Raw genomic sequence first — 20,925 nt, forward strand, 5'->3', positions numbered from 1 at the left:
CCGAAGATTTATGCAGCTTCTGGGTTTAATTGAATCATTTCCCAAGTGGTATAAGTGCCGATCGCACCCCAAATCGCGTAAGGCAAAAGTAACAAAGCGGCGGTTTGAGAAATCGGCAAAACAGCCAACGTCAGCACAACTCCCAAAATCTCGCCAGCCCCTCCCAAAATCGTCCCTACTTTGAGACTTTTGGCTCTGAGAGTAGCAGGAATATAAGCAACTGTGACAATTTCTAAAAGCAAGTACAAAGCCATCAGCAGCCATGTTTTGAGACTACCGGGTTCCTGTTCCCACACGAAAGTAGCGCTGCCGGCCCCGCAAGCAAAAATCACCGTCCAAATTAACGGAATAGCAGGCTCAAAAAACATCCAATCCGGCCTTTGAAGTTTGACTGCCCAGTTAATATCGCGCAGTTTAAAAAACAGAGTGCCGAAGGCGACTGAGAAAGTCACGCCGCCGATAATCATCCAAGATTCAATCATGGTTTTCAACTTTCCAATTGCTCGATCGCTCATTAAGTCGATCGTGCCAACTCCAAGCCGAACTTAGATCCGCCTATAGTAATAACTTTTGTAAAGCCCGATGCAATTATTGCTAACCGCCCGACACATTCTTAGCAAACTCTTCGCGTCCAGACACCAAATTAGCTGGAACGCCGTTAGGGTAATTTTGCGCGATTAAAGCTTGCAATTTTTGAACTCGGTTTTCAGGGTTTGGGTGAGAACTCAAAAACTCCGGCGGCGCTTCGCCCTTCCTAGCAGCACCGAGGATTTGCATTACCTCAACAATTCCTCTAGGATCGTAACCCGCCTCCGTCATAAACCGAAAACCGAGCCGATCGCTCTCAAGTTCATCCGATCTACCGTACCGCAAACCAACAACTTGATTGACAGCTTGAGCAATTAAGGCTGCCTGCTGACCGCCCCCGCGCTCGTCGCTAGTAGCCACCCCAACCGCCGTTACCAAAGACCTGCCCAACTGCTGTTTTGCCAAGTGTTCCGCACCGTGGCGCGCCACAACGTGACCGCTTTCGTGCCCCAGTATAGCGGCCAACTGAGCCTCGGAATTCAGCCGCCGCAGGAGCCCCGCAGTAATGAAAACTTGTCCCCCCGGTAAAGCAAAAGCATTGACAGTTTGGGCATCTCGCAGCAGGTGGAATTCAAACGGATAACCTGCTTGTTTCGCCGCCGAACCGTTGACAACTCGTGCTCCTACTCGATCGAGATACTGCTGAATACTTTGGCTGGGATAAAGCCCCCCGTGCTTGGCGGCCATTTGATCCCGCGCCTGCAATCCCAAAACTATCTCTTGGCGGGGAGAAAGCTGCACTCGCTGTCTTTCTCCTGTTACCGGATTTTCTACGTCGTTTGTAAAATAGGTGATTGCTCCAAAAAATGCCATTAACAGCCCGATCGCGGCTCGAAATAAAAATTTATTCACAGGTTTTTACCTAAAAAGTTTCGCGATTAGAATACTATGGTTACAGCGCTCTCGACATCTGTCTGAAGTATCAAGAATGGAAAGTTGTTAGAGTTTTTTTGGATAATTTGCGAACAAGGCTTTTTTTAACGAACCGCGAAGGCGCGTTAGCGCTAGGACACGAAGGAAGAGAAGAAGAGAAGAAGAAGGTTATAGTTATTAAATTGGTTAAACTGAGATGTTGCACCATTGTCAGCAACAGGCAAGATGCCTGTTCCACAAGAAAATCTATTCTTTGTGGAACAGGCATCTTGCCTGTTCCGAAAAGGCTAATTGAGAATGGTGCAACATATGAGTTAAATCTCTTGAATCCATTACACAATCCGTTGCCGAACTTCCTTCCCAATATGTTCCAAGCTACCCGCCGCCGCCTCGCTATTTGGTACACTGCCGTTACTGCTGTATTGTTACTTGTATTCGCCACGGGTTTCTATTTCTACGTCCGCACTACTTTGATCGATCGCATTGATGACACCCTCAATCATGTTGTCGAAGTAATAGAGCGAACTCTCGTTATCGAACCCCTAACTTTCCCTAATACCAAAGATAAAAATAAGTTGCAAGTTAATATTCAAGCGAGTTTTCGAGATAGCACCGATGCAGTAGAAGACGACCACATTGATTTAGAATGGTTCAGTCCTACGGGCGAATTGCTGTGGTCTACTTTATCGGAACCGCTGAATATTCCGATTCACGCTAACCGCACCGGCGAAACAGTTTGGATAATTAATAATAAGTTGCAGTTTGAGGGTAAAAATCAGGCTCAAGAGCCTTCGACTTCGCTCATAGTAAAACAGCACGACACGGGTTTGAACGCGAATACACGGATGAATATGGAAACTCTTCGGTTTTTAGAGGGAAGAGAGAAGAGGGATTTAACCGCAGAGGCGCAGAGGGCGCAGAGGGGAGAAAGAAGAGGTTTTGATGGCGGTTTGAATGCAGGTTGGCAGGAAAATCTAAATTTAGGTAGTGAAAAGTCTATTGCACAAAATACAAATCGTGTTTCTACCAAACCAATTAGCATTCGGACAACTCAAAACTATTCCCTCAGACAAGTAACGCAGCGAGTACAAATCGGCCGCCAAGTTCTGGGATATTTGCGAGTCAGCCATCCTTGGTTTGAAGTGACAAAACCCATCCGCCAATTAATTCTCGATTTGATTTTGGGCGCGGGTTTAACTCTAATTTGCGTGGCGGCTATTGGCTGGCTGCTGTCGGGATTGGCGATGGCACCGATTCGGGAGTCTTACGGGCGTCTCAAACAGTTTACTGCTGATGCTTCTCACGAACTCAGAAATCCGATCGCCACTATTCAAACTAACGTCCAAGTAGCTTTGGCCGAACCGGATATCGAACCGCAGCAGCATCAACAGCTACAAGTTATCGAACGCCTTACCCGCCGTTTAGGGCGCTTGGTTGACGATTTGCTGTTTTTAGCCAGACAAGACAGCGGTATCGTGCAGCAGCAGTGGATTGAGGTTCCTCTCGATGCTTTGCTGATGGAGGTAATTGAAGAACAACAGGCGATCGCCACAACCCAAAATCTCTCTCTTTCTTTAGAAATTGTCGATCTGCCCAACGCTGACGACAACTTTACACTGTTGGGCGACTGGGATCAACTAGCCCGACTCTTTACCAATATCGTCAGCAACGCCGTGCAGTACACACCCTCTGGCGGCGAAATAGAAGTAGAATTGCAACTTGCAGCCAAAAACAAAAGAAATTCGGCGATGTTAAATCCTGCGCTGCAAATAAAAGTAACAGACACCGGCATCGGAATTTCCGCAGAAGCCCTGCCGCATTTGTTCGATCGATTCTACCGCGCAGATCCCGCCCGCACCCACCGCAGCGCCGCCGGTTCAGGTTTAGGATTAGCCATCGCCAAAGCCATTGTCGAAAATCACCGAGGCCAAATCCGCATTGACAGCCAAGTCGATCGAGGTACCGCCGTTACCGTCACCCTCCCCGCCCACAAATCAGAACAATCTCGCCCCTAAAACTTCCCCTCTTCCTCTCTTCCTCTGCGCCCTCTGCGCCCTCTGCGGTTTAAAAAAAATCTACCCCTCAAACCCTTATTCTTCCTACCTCGCGCCCAAACCCAGCTATTAAAATTCAATTCCCGCATAGATTAACATAAACGTTGTTGGAAAACCTCGATCGAACTTGTGAGGAGTTATTTATGTTTCGCCACAATCTACCGTTAAAAAAAATCAGCTTGCTAGCAGCCACCTGCGGAGGTTTACTCGTTAGTCTCGCAACACTTTCCCAAGCCGGCGGCCCCCCGCCCCAACAAGGAAAACCCGTTTCCCAACCCGCAGAGACTCCCGCAGCCACTGAAGAACCCGTCAGTGAACCAACTCCGGCTGCGAGTCCGGGCCCCAGCGGGATGCCTTCTACACCAACAGACGCGCCTCCCCGCTTCCCCATGCCCAGTGCGCGAGTTACGCCTGCCGAAGGCATGATAGTAATTAAACTGGTGAATACCACCAATGCTGTCATCAATTATCAAATCGTAGGCGTCACCCAGCCGCGCACTCTGGGCGAACAATCGGAAATTTTGCTTCAAGCCCTCAAAGTGCCAATCACCCTCACTTACCAGCGCCCAGACGGCGGATTGCTGCTGGTTCGCCCCCAAGCAACCGCGATGCCGGGAATGTTGCAAGTCAGTTTCGGGGCGACAACTGACTTGGACGCTGATACAAAATCGCTGCAAATTCAGGAAGATGGCAAGGTAATTTTGAATTAGTTTAACTGTTGACTGTTGACTGTTGACTGTTGACTGTTGACTGTTACCATTCGTGTCAACTTAAGACTCAAATCCATAATCAATATCGTTTATAGTTGAGTTTAGATCCCCCCTAACCCCCCTTAATAAGGGGGGAAAAGAGTATTCTTACCTCCCCTCTAACTCCCATTAATAAAGGGGAAAGAGCATTCAAAGTCAACCCCTACTCCCCACCGATCAGGGGGATTTAGGGGGATCGAAACTTCGATACAAACGAGATATACACAGGGTTTTAGTATTAGGTTGACACCGATGGGCTGTTACTAATTTACAATTCCCAATTCCCAGTCAACCGTCACTCGCCGAGTAACAAAGGAGGTAACTTAGTAAAAGGTAAATCCTCGTTGACTGCATCAATTTCTTGCTGTTCTCTTTCGTTGATTTGACCGATATAAGACTTGAGAATTTGCGCCAGACGGTTGTTATAAAATCGGTGCAAACTATAATTGGGCGTAGCTGGAAAGCCGCGCCGTTTTTTGTGCCGCCCGCCGGCACCGGGATCGAAGCTTTGGATGCCCCGATCGATCGCCCATTCGATCGGCGTATAGTAGCAAGCATCGAAGTGCAAGCAGTCGATTTCCTGCAAACTTCCCCAATAACGCCCGTACAGTCGATCGCCCTTATACAAACAAAAAGACATACCCACCGGCTGTCTGTCATCTTCCTTGTCGTAGGCGGCTACAAATAAAACTCGATCGCGATAATTGTGGTGTAACTGTTCAAAAAATCGCTTAGTCAGATACTTGCTTCCCCACCAACCAAATTTGTCGCAAGTATTCTCATAAAAAGCATACATTTGACCAAACATGGCTTGGGGAATTTCATCGCCAGTCAGCGTTTTTACCAACAAACCAGCTTGGTCAACTGCTTTGCGTTCGCGCTTGATATTGCGGCGCTGGTTGGCATTAAATGCGCCTAAATAATTGTCAAAATTTTGATAGCCTTGATTTTGCCAAATATAGCTGTGGTGCAGCCAACTGCTGAAACCGTGGCGTTCCATTCTTTCGCGCCATTCGGGATCGACATAAAGGAAATTGCAGCCGGAGATATTGTGGCGATCGCAAAAATGGTCGATCGCGCTTACCATTACTCCAGTTAACTCGTCTTCATCTTCCCCCTCGGCAATCAAAAACCGATAACCTTCAGCCGGAGTAAACGGCGTCATTCCCATCAATTTGGGATAATATTGAACACCCAAACGTTGAGCTAAATCCGCCCACTGATTATCGAATACAAATTCCCCGTAACTGTGGCTTTTGACATAAAGTGGCGCGCAAGCAATCAACTGTTTGTCTCGCCACACAGTCAAGTGATGCGGTAGCCAACCGGTTTTACCTGTCGCACTGCCGGAGACTTCGAGATTGTTCAGCCAATCCCATTCGAGAAAGGGAGTTTTTAGTGGCATCGCCAAGGCATCCCACGACGCTTGCGGGATTTCGCCTATTTTGCTAATCCAGGCTACAGAATATTCAGGTTTTGGCTGTTTCAGCATAGGGAGATTTGTGCGTAGAGGGATCGAACTTCATTTAAGTTAATACAATCTCCCCTGCTTGTGTAATTACTCGCCACAGGCAAGATGCCTGTGCTACACAAGTGTTGTGGGGAGTAGGGGTTGGGCTTCTAGCCCGCCACAGGCAAGATGCCTGTGCCACACAAGTGTTGTGGGGAGTAGGGGTTGGGCTTCTAGCCCGCCCCGAATCTATAATGCAAAAATACCTCTTGTCCCACCTGTTTAACCGCCAAAAGCTGCAATTTCGGAGCTAAATCAGCCAAAAAACCCTCTCCCTCCACAGGTGTCGGTGCATCCGCCCCGCCCAAAATTAACGGGCACACCGTCAGCCAAAGTTCGTCTACCAAGCCCGCAGCCAGCACAGAGGCTACGAGTTTTCCCCCGCCCAGAATCGCCAAGCGTTTGATACCGAAGTTTGCTAACTGTTGAAACGCATCAATCCAATCAATCTCTCCACCTGCGGTTTTCGCATAGATAATTCGATCGAATTGAGATGTTGCACCCTTGTCAATAAGCCTTTTATGAACAGGCAAGATGCCTGTTCCACAAGAAAATTCATCTCTTGTGGAACGGGCATCTTGCCCGTTCTTGAGAGGAGACGGCAATGCCGTTTCCTTACTGTCTTGCCCCGTCAGCAGCCAGCGAGGCACCGGTTGTTGGAAAAATCGCAAATTTGGGTCAAATTGGGACGATCGCGAACATACAATTTGCACCGGTTGTGGTGGCTTCCCTTGCAGTTCCCTCTGTTTGAGCAATTCCGGCGAAATCACTCTCATCGTCGTCCCATAAGCCTGTAACGTGCCGTTGCCGAACAAAACCGCGTCACTTCCTGCTACTTGCTGTTCGAGGTGGGCTTTGTCGTTGGCAGAACCGAATCTCGCGGGCGATCGGACTGCATCTGCAATTTTACCGTCAGCACTGATCGCGAGTATTACTGTTGCGTAAGGTCGATCGATCTTATCTGTCATTAATTTATCCGTCCTGGACGCACCGGTGCTCAGAAACCGGGTTTTTTAGCAAAATCTTTCGTTGTCGCCCACAGATTAGGTAAAAAACCCGGTTTCTTTGGGAAAAATCCGTGAGTTTTGTTTATCAAATTTTCAATATCATAGCGGCAAAAGAGGACACTAGGTTTCTAAAGGAACTGCTAAATATACTATAAAATCTGGCATAATATCTCTCTATGCAGATCGACAGTTGAGAAATTGACCGAGAGCACCATGAAATTGATAGAAGTCGGATCGGTCTTGAAAGCTCTTAACTTCGACAGCTATTTTGCGACCTTCTTTTTCTGCACCGATCAATTCTTCGGCGGTCATATCGATAAACATGGCTAGACCTTCTTCATCGACTTGCACCCGAAATTTTTCACGAATAACTATCGATCCATCTTTTTGTAAAGCAGCTTTGACAGTATCGTGAAAAATATCTTTAGCAGGCATTTAAAAACTCCATTGCTCTCATTCTCTATTTGAGAGCACCCCTACAAACACAAAAATTCGATTATCGCCCGCCGCTAACTCCCTCCAATCGCAGGAAATGCACCCGACCTGACTTATCGCCCGCTACAACTATCACTCCATCAGGCGCAAAAGCACAGCAATTAAACTCAGTTTCTCCCCTGAAACTAGCAATTTCTTTACCTGTGAGCAAATCCCAGACTTTCAGGGTTTCATCCTTGGAAGCCGAAATCGCTGTTTTACCGTCGGGCGCGATCGCCACTGCACTTACCGCGTCACTATGACCCGTGAGAGTTTTCAGTTGTGAGCCTGTCTCGGTGTCCCAGATTTTCAGGGTTCGATCATCGGAAGCCGAAATCGCTGTTTTACCGTCGGGCGCTATCGCCACTGCTAGTACCGCGCTACTATGACCCGTGAGAGTTTTGAGTTCAGAGCCTGTCTCGGTGTCCCAGATTTGCAGGGTATCATCGGAAGCCGAAATCGCTGTTTTACCATCGGGTGCGATCGCCACTGCTGTTACCCCGGAACTATGACCCGTGAGAGTTTTCAGTTGTGAGCCTGTCTCGGTGTCCCAGATTTTCAGGGTTTGATCGTCGGATGCCGAAATCGCTGTTTTACCGTCTGGTGCGATCGCCACTGCTGTTACCCAGGAACTATGATCCGTGAGAGTTTTCAGTTTCCGGCCTGTCTCGGTGTCCCAGATTTTCAGGGTATAATCCCCGGAATCGGAAATCGCTGTTTTACCGTCGGGCGCGATCGCCACTGCACTTACCGCGTCACTATGACTCGTGATAGTTTTCAGTTGTGAGCCTGTCTCGGTGTCCCAGATTTTCAGGGTTTGATCCCATGAAGCCGAAATCGCTGTTTTACCGTCTGGTGCGATCGCCACTGCTAGTACCGCGCTACTATGATCCGTGAGAGTTTTCAGTTCAGAGCCACTCTCGGTGTCCCAGATTTTCAGGGTTTGATCATCGGAAGCCGAAATCGCTGTTTTACCGTCTGGTGCGATCGCCACTGCTGTTACCCCGGAACTATGACCCGTGAGAGTTTTGAGTTCAGAGCCTGTCTCGGTGTCCCAGATTTTCAGGGTATCATCGGAAGCCGAAATCGCTGTTTTACCGTCTGGTGCGATCGCCACTGCTGTTACCCCGGAACTATGACCCATGAGAGTTTTCTGTTCAGAGCCACTCTCGGTGTCCCAGATTTTCAGGGTTTGATCCCCGGAAGCGGAAATCGCTGTTTTACCGTCTGGTGCGATCGCCACTGCTGTTACCGCCAAACTATGACCCGTGAGAGTTTTCAGTTCGTAGCCTGTCTCGGTGTCCCAGATTTTCAGGGTTTGATCGTCGGATGCCGAAATCGCTGTTTTACCGTCTGGTGCGATCGCCACTGCTGTTACCGCCAAACTATGACCCGTGAGAGTTTTCAGTTGTGAGCCTGTCTCGGTGTCCCAGATTTTCAGGGTTGTATCCCATGAAGCGGAAATCGCTGTTTTACCGTCTGGTGCGATCGCCACTGCTGTTATCGCGAAACTAGAACCCGTGATAGTTTTCTGTTGTGAGCCTGTCTCGGTGTCCCAGATTTTCAGGGTTGTATCCCATGAAGCCGAAATCGCTGTTTTACCGTCTGGTGCGATCGCCACTGCTGTTACCCTGGAACTATGACCCGTGAGAGTTTTCTGTTCAGAGCCACTCTCGGTGTCCCAGATTTTCAGGGTTTCATCCTTGGAAGCGGAAATCGCTGTTTTACCGTCTGGTGCGATCGCCACTGCTGTTACCCTGGAACTATGACCGGCAAGCGTCCGCAGCGCACCCTCATTTGCCCTTTCCAGATTAGGCTTCAAAGGCCACAGGCAGGAACTATTTCTCGACTGCTTAGCTTGTTTCACGACCCCCTGAATTTCAGGTGTTTCAAAATCCACCAACCGACTCCACAAATGCCCTGCAAGCTGCGTTTTATCCTTCTCCAAAACGTGCGCCGACTTGCGAATTGCCCCTTGAATCCATCTCAGAGTTTGACCTTGCTCCTCCGACAGCAAAACATCAGAAACTCTCGCCAAATCGTAATCCTCAATTAGCGCTTGTACCCCCAAAAATTCCAGTTTCATCTCAATAAAACCGAAATCCGTCAACCAAGCACAATAACGATTAAAATCCTTCAACCCCTGAACGAAATCCCTGGGTTGATATTTCAATAAATATTCCCGCTCGCCTTGACTCTGCTGCGCCAACCACACACCTAACTTGCTCATATCGGCGATCCTTCCAACCTGTTATTAATACCTTGGCGGTTAAGTTCTTCCACATTCACCCCAGCAGATTGCACAGTTTCATCTTTTTCGAGAAACTCGCGAAAGGTGTTGTGATAAATATTGTAGCGAATTTCCCCGTTTACCTGTTCCTGTCGCAAAAAAGAATCCCATTTCTTTAGTACCTGCTGTACTTTAAAATCCGTCTCGCGCACCGATTTGGCAATCCAGCGGCGAGCAACAGGCTCGTGAGCTTTCGACAGCACGTAGATAATATTAACTTTCAATTCCAGCAGAGGATCGTCTTCGTGACCAATCATCTGTACCCAGTGTTTTTGATAATATTCCTCCAAACCCGCAGGCAAATCATTTAAATTCACATCATTGTACGTGCCGCCTTCAATCTCATCAAGTACGTGGCGGAGGTAGATAAATTTCTTTTCGCTTTTTTGGGCTACCGCCGTCACAAACTCTTCCCGCTGCAAATTTCGACCTTTAATCCAATCCTGAATTAACTCGCTTCTCTCCGTGCGTTTTCTCAGATAAGCCTCGACATCTTCGAGACTTTTTCCATCGTATTTCATCAAATCAAAAACTGTCCGGTTAGCTGCCGGCATTGGCAGAAATTCTGGTCGCTTCGAGACAATAAAATAAACGTTATCGGGCAAATCATTAGGCAAATAAAGGACATTGCTGCCGCTACTTTGCTCCTTCAAATCAACTTCATCCAGCGCATCCACCACAAAAATCAACTTTTTGCCGCCCACTTTAGCGCTAACTTCCCCCAGCAACCTGCCTAGAAAGTTGCCGTTTTCCAGGGCATTTTCCGGCAGTCGCGGGTACTTCTCTTTAAGATTAAAACCTTCAATTAACTGAATGCAAGCATTTTCCAAAAAAGTTTTAGCGCTGACAATCCCGTCCGGTTGCGAGTTGAAATGAGTAACGCAGCGTCGCTTCAGCAGCACCACACAGGCTGCCATAATCGCGCTTTTCCCAACACCCGGTTCCGCCTGCAAAACAAAATAGCCTTTCCGATTTTTATTCAGAAACTCGTTAATTGCTTCAAACACAAATTTCCGACCGGTAAAGTCTTTAATTCTGTCCTGAATAATCGTCTCGGATTTGAGGGAAATCGGCAAACTCGGCGCGGCAGGATCGATGTATCTTTGCAGCAACGCCCGAATCTGCGCCAAATCAGATCGGATGCCAATTTCGATCGCGCCCAATTTCGCCATCACTTGACAAATCTGCTGCTTAGTTGCTACCGCCTCCAACTTATCGATAATCTCCCGATTTTGCAGCTTCAAATCCTTGAGATCCGCCAAAGCAATTTGGTGCAGATTCAACAGCATCGCCGCAAACTTTTCTCCTCCCTTGGCTGCATCTTGTTTCAGCACTTCCCGGTACGCCTTCGGAAATGTTTCGTACAGTCTTTGCGCCGCAAATTCCACGATTTCTGCATCAAAGGATTTCCCCTCACTGGCCGCGAATTCCCCGATGAATCTTGCCCAATCTTCCGGTGTCAATCCCGTAACTCGATCAAACTCCGCAGCATCCGCCGAAAAAATCAGAGTCAGTTGGTCTTCAGAAATATTTAAACCCCTTGACAAATCAACCCCTTCTGTGTTAATATTCAGCCAATATTCAGGAGTTTTTTCGGCTAATCGATCTAAATCCCTGGCAGACGAATTTTTACTAAGGGCGATCGCAATTAATTCATCTGACGAAGCAACATCTTTCAAAATATAGGCGATCGCCTCACCCGCCGCCTCAATCAAATCGCGATTGTCAAGAATATTCGGATTTTTTCCCAACTTTTCGGCGATCAGATTTCCCAAGTCGTTAGCCGCCATATTCCCCGCTATACCGCCCGCGATCGTTGCTAATATCGAAATGCCCCCAACGGCTGGATTGGCCATCACACCCAATGCTGCTGTCACTCCCGGATGGGCGATCGCGCTGGCAATCATTGGCGCAACACCCATCACCGCACTCCATCCAAGAACCCTAACTTTAGTATTAGCTAAATCAACTAACGACATACTGTAAATATTCCCCGCGCTTTGCAATACTTTAGCGCGACAATATAATTAAAAACAAGGTTAATTAATCTCACATCTTTCACCATTCTTAGGAATAGGCTTTCCGGCCTGTTCCACAATGATTCTTAAGAACAGGCCCGAAAGCCTGTTCCACAAAAACTAAATTTTCTTGTGGGGTGTAGGGGTTGGGCGTCTCGCCCGCCCCAAAATACAATCTGCCCGCCCCAAAATACAATCTGCCCGCCCCAAAATACAATTGTATATTCAGTCGTCTTTAGACGACTTTAGCTATGAGACAGGGGTTTAAAACCCCTGGCGGCCCCCGCAACAACCTAACGGCCCCGACAACCTCCTCACACCCCCGTAACAAACTCGCCACCCCACAACAATTTGTAAAGTTTTTTATAGATCCGATCGCACAGCTTGTATTTAACGGATAATGTCTGTTTATTTATTTTGCAACCCCAGCGATCGCCCTAGCAAAGTATTTACTTTTCTTTACAAACAGCCGCTCAAAAAACGGCGCGACAGGTAAAAATTTCCTTGCAGACTTCAAATGCGTCGCGCGATCGACTAGAGTAAAAAAAATGGCTTTATCCGTTTATTCATCGCAAAGGAAACAAAGCTCATGGTTCAACGCGGTTCTACAGTTCGGATTCTCCGCAAAGAATCCTTCTGGTATCAAGAAGTGGGCACCGTTGCTACGGTAGACCAAAGCGGCATTAAATACCCAGTTATCGTTCGCTTTAACAGCGTAAATTATGCAGGCGTCAACACCAACAACTTCGCCCAAAGCGAATTAGTGGAAGTGTCAGCACCCAAAGCAAAAGCGAAAACAGGGACTCCAGTAGCTTCCGGCGGCAAACAAACCACGCTGGACGAGAAAACCCGGAAAACCGGCAGCGGAGGAGCCCCCCAGCAGCCGAAAACTTCGACCGACAGCAAACCGGGCGCCGAAGTGACCGGCAGCGTCGAAGGTTCGCCAAATCAAGGAACAGAACAACGCTAATTGTGCCAGAACTGCCAGAAGTTGAAACTATTTGCCGGGGTTTGAATCAAGCAACCCTCGATCGAGAAATGTTGGGCGGGGACGTGTTGTTAAACAGCACGATCGCCCGCTCAATCTCTGCGACCGATTTTTTGACAAAACTCAAAGGAAAGTCGATCGCCCGCTGGTACAGACGCGGCAAATATCTACTGGCAGAACTATCTCAATTCCCAGAAGGAGAAAGGGAAAGGGGGAGAGAGGGAGAGGGGGAGAGGGGGAGAGTGGGAGAATTTCTTGCCCAAACTCCAAACTCTTCCCCAACGCCTTCTTTCTCCCCCTCCCTTTTGCCTTCAAAAGCCGGCTGGTTGGGCGTTCACCTGCGGATGACAGGACAACTGCTGTGGGTGAACCGATCCGAACCCCTGCAAAAACACGCGCGAGTACGGCTGTTTTTTGAGGGAAACCAAGAACTGCGGTTTGTAGACCAGCGCACCTTCGGGCAAATGTGGTACGTGCCCGCAGAAACCGAGGTTTCGAGCACAGTCATCGGTCTGAAACTCTTAGGCCCTGAACCGTTTTCCGACGAATTTACAACCGAATATTTGGCCCGCAAGCTGCACCGACGGGCGCGAGCCATTAAAACAGCTTTGCTAGACCAGTCACTGATAGCTGGTTTGGGCAATATTTACGCAGACGAAACTTTGTTTTTGTCGGGAGTGATGCCCACAACTCTGTGCGCGGATTTGACGCCAGAGCAAATTGGGCGCATCCATACAGCTATTATTCAAGTTTTACAGAAGGCGATCGAATCCGGTGGCACCACTTTTAGCAATTTTCTCAACGTCCAAGGTGTCAACGGCAACTACGGTGGCGTCGCTTGGGTGTACAATCGCGCTGGTCAACCCTGCCGCACTTGCTCCACAAGCATCGAACGTATAAAATTAGCAGGGCGATCGACTCATTTTTGCCCCATTTGTCAGACATAGGAAGCAGTTAATGGATTTTTGGCTTGAGATTTTAGATTTTAGATGTACCCCACGAATCGCACTCCTTTATTCCTTAGTCAGCTTGGAGTGACTTCGTTTGTTTAGTAGCGATTTCAATCGCCGAGTGACTTTGCAGCCAAATCTAGATTAAAATTTGTATAGTTTTTTAAACTAAACAAAGCAAGTTATGGCAATCAAGAAAGGCAGTATAGTTCGCGCTGTACGCGAAAAATTGGAAAACAGTCTAGAAGCCAAAGCCAGCGACCAGCGCTTTTCCTCCTATATATTTGAAACAAAGGGCGAAGTGATGGATGTTCGTGGCGACTATGCCTTCGTCAAATTTGGCAAAGTTCCCACCCCCAATATTTGGCTGCGGGTAGACCAACTCGAAGATTTTAAGTAACTCACCACAACTAAACCTCACTGTTCTTAATGTAGCGAAGGGTGCACACCGCGCACCTTTCCCCAATTAAGCTGATTGCTAAAATCTAAAATCTAAAATCTAAAATCTAAAACCTAAAACCCAATGAATTCTCCATCAAACCGCGTATCAATTATTGGTGCAGGCAAAGTCGGCAGTACGTTAGCCCAGCGAATTGCTGAGAAAAATCTGGCAGATGTAGTATTGCTAGATATTGTGGAGGGTTGGCCGCAGGGCGTTGCTTTGGATTTGATGGAAGCCAGGGGAGTGGAACGTCACGATCGCCAAATTGTCGGTACAAATAATTATACAGATACGGCAAACTCAAATATCATAGTAATTGCCGCCGGAGTGCCACGCAAGCCCGGTATCAATCGCGAAGATTTAATTAAAATCAATGCTCGAATTGTCACCGAAGCCACAAAACAGGCGATCGAGCATTCTCCCGAAGCAGTCTTAATCACAGTCACAAATCCCCTAGATATCATGACTTATTTAGCTTGGGAAGCGGCAGATTTGCCCAAACACCGAGTCATGGGGATGGGGGGAGTTCTCGACTCCGCCCGCTTTCAAACTTTTATTGCAATGGAATTGGGCGTTTCAAATGCTCAAGTCAATGCCACTGTTATCGGTTCTCATGGCGATTTGATGGTTCCTTTGCCCCGCTATTCTACTGTCAACGGTATTCCCATCAATCAACTTATGGATGCTGGGGCGATCGATCGAATCGTACAGCGGACTCGCCACGGTGGCGCAGAAATTGTAGAATTGATGAAGACTGGTAGTGCTTATTTTGCACCCGCATCTGCTGTCTGTTTGATGGTAGAATCTATTTTATTTAATCAGTCGCGACTGTTGCCTTGCTGCGTTTATTTGCACGGCGAATACGGCGTGCAAGATATCTTTTTAGGAGTGCCCTGCCGCTTGGGGTATCAGGGAGTCGAACAAGTAGTGGAACTTGAACTCAGCGATACCGAAAGAGCAGCCTTTATCGAGTCGGGGAAATTGGTTGCCCAAAATATTGAGGAAGCCAGGGCTATACTGAAAACGGCTTCTTAAGCTTGTAGGAGTTCGTTGAGAAAAGCAGCCTGCTCGTCGCTTCAATATAATAACTTATACTGAGTATGATAGTGCGATCGCTCTGTCGGAAGTTGGGTTCTCGGATTTCAACAGTCCTTTGATAAATATTATCGATCATCTTTGTTAGGCTGTATTGCACCAGCTACAAAATGGCAGCAAGGAACCGATTGATAAATATAATACTAATTATCAAAAATCATGCAACAGTAGCGCTCCGGGTGCGTCGCCCTAGAAAAGTTATCAAAAAAAGCGACTCTCTCACAGATCCGCACCGGTGCATAAGCTGTTGCGCGTTTAAATTGCATATTCGGGACGGGCTCGCGTGCCCATCCCACAATAATTTGAGTTATTTTTGACACACAATTTAAATGGAGAACAGCTTACAGTGTTTCAGGAAACACACCAAAAACTCATAACTGTTGCAAGATTTTGGATAATTGGTATAAAATTTACTATCAAAAACTTGCTGACAACGCAAAAAACTGGCAAAAGCAGTTGAACTTGGTTTGCGCGACAATACCCTCACAGTTTCTGTAGAAATTCAAGCAAAAATCTGCCATTTTTTAACTGGTTCCCAAGCTCTGCCTGGGAACCGATGTAAGCGAGGCTCTGCCTCGGCCCAGACTATGGAGGCTCTTCCTCCGGATATGCGTTACCACGCTCTTCCTGGTAACGAGTATAATCATTTAGGATTGCTATAAATCGAGCATTACTTAAAACTCTAGAAAAGGCGATCGCCGAAATTCAAACAAATTTTAAAAGACGTGTTCCCAACAGGATATTCAATCGCCAAAACAAGGAAACCATTAATCGAGTTTGCGGTAATAATAAAAAGGTGACAATAGAAACCGAAGGCGAGCAAAAAAAATGTCAAAATTAGTCAGAGACGCTCCTCCCGATCGCGAAATGGAACCGGGTTTCTTGTTTCCACTTTCGGAGATTCCCTGACTTGATTACGTTAATAAACCGGGTTTATGTGTAAGTTTTGTTAGCATTATTCTCAATAATTGATACTTAATGAAGTAGCAAATTATGCCACTTTTTCAGTAAATATACGGGAGCTAAGATGGTCGATAGACCTCCAAATCTCGAAAAAATACGGAAATGCAGTGTGAGTAGCTGCTAAGTGCTAGCAGAAGGAGGAGAATAGGTTCTTTGCCTTTTTGACTTACCAGACTCAACTTGCAGAGCGCTATTGAGATGCCATCAACCTCGATACCAAACCGCAAAATAACTAAAGAAAAAGCATTATGTTTCATGAATACCTGTATTACGAAGTTTGCAACCTGCGCGAGAAACTAGCTCACCTAGAAAGAGAAACGCAGTCTCAAACCTGGTTCAAAAAGCTGCAAGCGCTGATGGGAGTGATTGGCAAAATTCGTGAATCCCTAGACTTAGAAACAATATTCAAAATCACAGCCACCGAAGTTCGGCAACTCCTAAATGCCGATCGAGTCGCCGTCTACCGATTCTTTCCCGAATCCGAATGGAATGAGGGCGAAGTAGTGTCCGAAGACGTACTGCCCCAATACAGCCCATCTTTGGGAGCAAGAGTCCGCGACTACTGTTTCGGCGAACAATTTGCCGCCAAGTATGCCAAAGGTTACGTTCAAGCTGTCACGGACATCTACAAAGCCCGGTTGAGCCCTTGTCACCTCAAAATCCTCAAGCGATTTCAAATTCGAGCCAACTTAGTCGTACCCCTGCTGCAAGGGAAACATTTGTGGGGATTGCTGTGCATTCACTCCTGCGGCAATCCCCGCGATTGGCAAGAAGACGAAATCGAATTTGCCAGACAAGTAGGCGATCATTTAGCAGTTGCCATCCACCAAGCCGAACTGCACTTACAAACTCAGAGGCAAATAGCACAAATCGAAGCAGCACAGCAGAAACTCCGCGACAGCGAGCAAAAATATCACCAAATTCTCGATTCGATCGCCGATATGGTATTAGTCAAAGGCCCCAAATCCAAAATTGTTTGGGCAAATCAAGCATTCCGCGACTATTACGGCATGACTCAAGAGGAACTTCAAGACATCCTAGACGCACCTTTCGCCGATCCCGACAATACCCTCCAGTACGTCAGAGATGACGCCTTCGTATTTGAAACCGGACAGACTCTGCAAATTTCCGAAGAACCAGTGACGCGCTACGACTCAGAAGTGCGGCTGTTCAGCACCGTCAAAACACCGATCCGCAACGCAGACGGCCAAATCGTCATGACTGTCGGCGTCTCCCGCGACATGACGGAACGCAAACAAGCAGAAGAAGCCGTCAAAGCCAGCGAAAGCAAATACCGCAGCCTGGTAGAAACCTCCCAAGACATGATTTGGTCGGTAGATGCTTCAGGACGCTACACCTTCGTCAACCCAGCAGTTAAGTACATCTACGGTTACGAACCAGAAGAAATGATCGGTAGGCCCTTCTCCGACTTTGTGACACCAGAACAATGCCAGAAAGATTTAGAAGTTTTCGCCCGCCTGTTTGCCGGAGAATCAATTTTCCAGTACGAAACCACCCAAATCGCCAAAGACGGCAGCATGAAACATTTGATGTTTAACGCGATCGCCCTGTACGACGAAACCGGAAACTTCCTCTGCACCACAGGTACAGCCGCCGACATTACCGATCGCAAGCGAGCAGAAGCAGCCTTACAACACGCCAACGCAGAACTAGAGCGCAGAGTAGAAGCGCGCACAGCCGAACTGCGACAGACTTTTGCCGCACTCAGTGCCAGCGAAACCAAGTTTCGGACGATCGCAGCCACCATGCCCGGAGCTCTGTTCCAGTTTTGCAACCGTGACGGAATTTGGCGCATTGACTACATGAGCGATCGCATCTTCGATATCAGTGGCGTTACCGCAGCAGAAATGATGCAAGACATCAATACATTCATTTCCCGCGTCCATCCCGAAGACTTGGAAGGCTACATCGCTTCGGTGAACCAGGCCATAGAAAACCTCTCCCTGTGGCACTACGAAGGGCAGTTAGTCAAGCCCGACGGCGAGATTCGCTGGTGGCAGGGCGACTCCATGCCCACCCGCAACGAGAACGGCGAAATCGTATTTTCCGGCGTCGCGCTCGACATTACCGATCGCAAAGTTGCCGAAACCGCCATCCGCAAAAGCCAGCGGCAGCTAGAAGAAGCCCAGAGACTCGCCCACGTCGGCAATTGGGAACTCGACGCAGCCACCGAAACCCTCACTTGGTCGGAAGAACTTTTCCGCATCTTCGGACTCGAACCAGCCCCCATCGCGCCCAACATAGCCGAACAGGTAGCTCTGATTCATCCAGAAGATTTGGAATTGTGGCAAACTCAAGTGCAGCAGGGACTCGCAACAGGCATCCCTTTTGATTTTGACTTTCGCCTTTACCGTCCCGACGGCATCTTGCGACACGTGAACGCCGTGGGCAGAGCCGAAACCGATGTCAACGGCAAGGTGGTAAAACTGTTCGGTACGGCGATCGACATTACCGATCGCAAAGCCGCCGAAGCAGCACTGCGGCAAGCAGCAGTCGAGTTAGAAGACAGAGTGAGCGATCGCACGGCCGAACTTTCCCAAGCAGTCACGCAATTAGAACAAGAAATTGGCGATCGAAAACTTGCAGAAGCAGCGCTGCAAGTTTCCGAGCAAAACCTGCGAACCATATTTAACAATGTCTACGATGCTATCTTCATTCACGATTTAGAAGGCAACATTCTCGATGTCAATAATCGAATGTTAGAAATGTACGGAGTGAGCTCCGAACAAGCAAAAAATTTATCAATTAAAAACGACTATTCAAGCGCCGACAATCCCATTGAACAAATTGAAGAACTTTGGGAAAGAGTATTAGCAGGCGAAACACCCCGCGTGGAATGGAAAGCGAGGCGTCCCAACGACGGTTCAACCTTTGATGCAGAAGTTGCCCTGTCCAGAATTCATCTCAACGGCAATCTCACCGTCATTGCCAACGTCCGAGATATTAGCGATCGCAAACAGGCAGAAGCAGAACTCCAACACGCGCAACAGTTTATGGAGTCCGTACTCAAAACCATACCCGTAGGAGTGGTTGCCAAGGATGCCCAAGAACTGCGATTTGTACTGTGGAACCCAGTAGCTGAACAGTTACTCGGTTTCAGTGCAGCAGAAGTAATCGGCAAAAATGATTACGACTTTTTCCCAACAGAACAAGCTGATTTTTTCACCACCAAAGACCGGGAAGTGCTCAATAGCGGGCAAATTGTAGAAATCGCCGAAGAAGAGATTGAAACGAGCCAGGGAGAAACGCGGATATTTCATACGAAGAAAACAGCAATACTCGATGCTGATGGCAAACCGCAATATCTATTAGCTGTCACCGAAGACATTACCGAACGCAAGCGGGGAGAAATTGCCTTGAGGCGATCGGAAGCCCGACTCAGACAGCAGGCAGATCGAGAAAAATTGCTCAACAACCTCACGACTCAAATCCGCAATTCCCTCGATTTCGACAGCATTATTGCTGTCGCAGTCCAAGAAATTCGGGCTTTCATGCAGATCGATCGGTGCTATTTTTCATGGTGCCGCAGCGAACAAGAAGAAGCTTTTTGGGAAATTATTCAAGAATCTCGCAGAAGAGAACTTCCCGATTTAATAGGTTGCTATAAAGCTTCTGACTTCGGCACTATAGGAGAACAGATGTTGCGTCTAGAAACGCTGCAAATCGATGATGTCGGAGCGATCGCAGACCCTGTTTGGAGAAGGTCTCTTAACTCTCTAGGCTACCAATCTGTTTTAGCAATTCCGATGCAGGCACTTTCGGGAGTAGTGAGCGTTGTTACCTGCGCCCACTCCGCTGCTGTGCGACCCTGGAGTGAGGGCGAAGTAGAATTATTGCAAGCGGTTACAGTTCAATTGGCGATCGCTCTCAACCAAGCCGATCTTTACGCCCAAACTCGCAATAAAGCTCGCGAATTAGAGCAAACCTTGCAGAAATTAACCAGCACTCAATCGCAGTTAATTCAAAACGAAAAAATGTCATCTCTCGGTCAACTTGTGGCAGGAGTCGCCCACGAAATCAACAACCCAGTTAACTTTATTTACGGCAATCTCAGCCACGCCAACGACTATACCCAAGACTTGCTACACCTAATCGAACTTTACCAAAATCACTATCCCGATCCAGTCCCAGAAATTCAAGAAGAAGTAGACAATATTGAACTGGACTTTTTGATGAAAGACTTGCCCAAGTTGCTTTCTTCAATGAAAGTCGGTGCAGACAGAATTCAACAAATTGTTGCTTCTCTCCGCACATTTTCCCGCATGGACGAAGCGGAAATGAAAGCAGTCAACATCCACGACGGCATAGATAGCACCCTGATGATTTTGCAGCACAGGCTTAAAGCTAAACACAATCATCCAGAAATTGAGGTGATTAAAGAATACGCTCAACTTCCCTTAGTAGAATGTTATGCCGGACAGTTAAATCAAGTATTTATGAACATCTTGAGCAATGCTTTGGATGCTTTGGAAGAACGGGATCTGCGCCGTTCTGCTGAGGAAATGCGGCAAAAGCCCAGCCACATCCGCATCCGCACTGAAATATCGCCAGCGGGCAAAGTAATCATTCGGATTGCTGACAACGGGCCGGGAATACCGGAGACTGTCGGCACTCGGCTTTTTGACCCGTTTTTTACCACTAAACCTGTGGGTAAAGGCACTGGGATGGGCTTGTCAATTAGCTATCAAATTGTTACAGACAGACATAACGGGTCGCTCAAATGCACTTCTTCGCCGGGACAGGGTACAGAATTGGCGATCGAGATTCCCCTCAAAGCTAATTGTTAATAGGGAATTGGTAAGTTGTAATTGGCAATTGGCAATTGCGAAAGCGTTACTGTGCGTCAAATCCAGTCAATACTCTACCACGGACGGTACAACGGGAATTGAGTTCATTCATCTGC

General features: G+C 47.7%; 15 protein-coding genes. 7 read left to right on the forward strand and 8 right to left on the reverse strand.

The window, feature by feature from the left end; all coding sequences use genetic code 11:
• Positions 1-8 precede the first annotated feature (8 nt).
• The 3 genes from QUB10_RS12065 to QUB10_RS12075 form a co-directional block, all read right to left on the reverse strand.
• On the reverse strand, positions 9-482 hold the full coding sequence (locus tag QUB10_RS12065; RefSeq protein ID WP_333202359.1) for a tryptophan-rich sensory protein: 474 nt from the start codon (positions 480-482) through the stop codon (positions 9-11).
• A 112-nt stretch (positions 483-594) separates the two neighbouring features.
• Positions 595-1,440, reverse strand: a complete 846-nt coding sequence (locus QUB10_RS12070) for a M48 family metalloprotease (RefSeq protein WP_333202361.1) — start codon at positions 1,438-1,440, stop codon at positions 595-597.
• A gap of 70 nt (positions 1,441-1,510) precedes the next feature.
• Positions 1,511-1,729, reverse strand: coding sequence for a hypothetical protein (locus tag QUB10_RS12075; RefSeq protein WP_333202362.1), 219 nt, complete (start codon positions 1,727-1,729; stop codon positions 1,511-1,513).
• A 97-nt stretch (positions 1,730-1,826) separates the two neighbouring features.
• Here QUB10_RS12075 and QUB10_RS12080 point away from each other — a divergent pair, with 97 nt between their 5' ends.
• Both QUB10_RS12080 and QUB10_RS12085 read left to right on the forward strand, forming a co-directional pair.
• Entirely contained in the window at positions 1,827-3,476 is a 1,650-nt protein-coding gene (locus tag QUB10_RS12080; protein WP_333202393.1) for a HAMP domain-containing sensor histidine kinase, read from the forward strand.
• A gap of 182 nt (positions 3,477-3,658) precedes the next feature.
• Entirely contained in the window at positions 3,659-4,225 is a 567-nt protein-coding gene (locus QUB10_RS12085) for a hypothetical protein (RefSeq protein WP_333202364.1), read from the forward strand.
• 334 nt (positions 4,226-4,559) lie between these two features.
• Here QUB10_RS12085 and QUB10_RS12090 read toward each other — a convergent pair whose 3' ends face one another.
• From QUB10_RS12090 to QUB10_RS12110, 5 genes are all read right to left on the reverse strand, one after another.
• On the reverse strand, positions 4,560-5,756 hold the full coding sequence (locus QUB10_RS12090) for a GNAT family N-acetyltransferase (protein ID WP_333202366.1): 1,197 nt from the start codon (positions 5,754-5,756) through the stop codon (positions 4,560-4,562).
• A gap of 191 nt (positions 5,757-5,947) precedes the next feature.
• Entirely contained in the window at positions 5,948-6,742 is a 795-nt protein-coding gene (locus tag QUB10_RS12095) for a dihydrofolate reductase family protein (RefSeq protein WP_333202368.1), read from the reverse strand.
• A 213-nt stretch (positions 6,743-6,955) separates the two neighbouring features.
• On the reverse strand, positions 6,956-7,216 hold the full coding sequence (locus QUB10_RS12100; RefSeq protein WP_333202370.1) for an element excision factor XisH family protein: 261 nt from the start codon (positions 7,214-7,216) through the stop codon (positions 6,956-6,958).
• 61 nt (positions 7,217-7,277) lie between these two features.
• A complete protein-coding gene (locus tag QUB10_RS12105) occupies positions 7,278-9,485 on the reverse strand; it encodes a beta-propeller domain-containing protein (protein ID WP_333202372.1) in 2,208 nt (735 codons plus the stop codon).
• Positions 9,482-11,524 (reverse strand): ATP-binding protein, encoded by a 2,043-nt coding sequence (locus QUB10_RS12110; RefSeq protein WP_333202373.1) that lies wholly within the window; start codon positions 11,522-11,524, stop codon positions 9,482-9,484. The genes QUB10_RS12105 and QUB10_RS12110 overlap by 4 nt, the downstream gene beginning before the upstream one ends.
• Before the next feature lie 628 nt (positions 11,525-12,152).
• Between QUB10_RS12110 and QUB10_RS12115 the strand changes: the two genes are divergently transcribed.
• The 5 genes from QUB10_RS12115 to QUB10_RS12135 all read left to right on the forward strand — a co-directional run bounded on the left by QUB10_RS12115 (position 12,153) and on the right by QUB10_RS12135 (position 20,809).
• On the forward strand, positions 12,153-12,533 hold the full coding sequence (locus QUB10_RS12115) for a photosystem I reaction center subunit IV (protein WP_333053993.1): 381 nt from the start codon (positions 12,153-12,155) through the stop codon (positions 12,531-12,533).
• Positions 12,534-12,535: 2 nt separating this feature from the next.
• Positions 12,536-13,498: a DNA-formamidopyrimidine glycosylase gene (locus QUB10_RS12120; protein ID WP_333202375.1), complete on the forward strand. Its 963-nt coding sequence runs from the start codon at positions 12,536-12,538 to the stop codon at positions 13,496-13,498.
• 187 nt (positions 13,499-13,685) lie between these two features.
• A complete protein-coding gene (locus QUB10_RS12125; protein WP_015178120.1) occupies positions 13,686-13,901 on the forward strand; it encodes an NAD(P)H-quinone oxidoreductase subunit O in 216 nt (71 codons plus the stop codon).
• A gap of 123 nt (positions 13,902-14,024) precedes the next feature.
• Positions 14,025-14,978: a malate dehydrogenase gene (mdh, locus tag QUB10_RS12130; protein WP_333202377.1), complete on the forward strand. Its 954-nt coding sequence runs from the start codon at positions 14,025-14,027 to the stop codon at positions 14,976-14,978.
• A 1,271-nt stretch (positions 14,979-16,249) separates the two neighbouring features.
• Positions 16,250-20,809 (forward strand): PAS domain S-box protein, encoded by a 4,560-nt coding sequence (locus QUB10_RS12135; RefSeq protein ID WP_333202379.1) that lies wholly within the window; start codon positions 16,250-16,252, stop codon positions 20,807-20,809.
• The last annotated feature ends 116 nt before the right edge of the window (positions 20,810-20,925 follow it).

This window comes from Microcoleus sp. B5-D4 (assembly GCF_036705145.1).
Taxonomy (GTDB): domain Bacteria; phylum Cyanobacteriota; class Cyanobacteriia; order Cyanobacteriales; family Microcoleaceae; genus Microcoleus.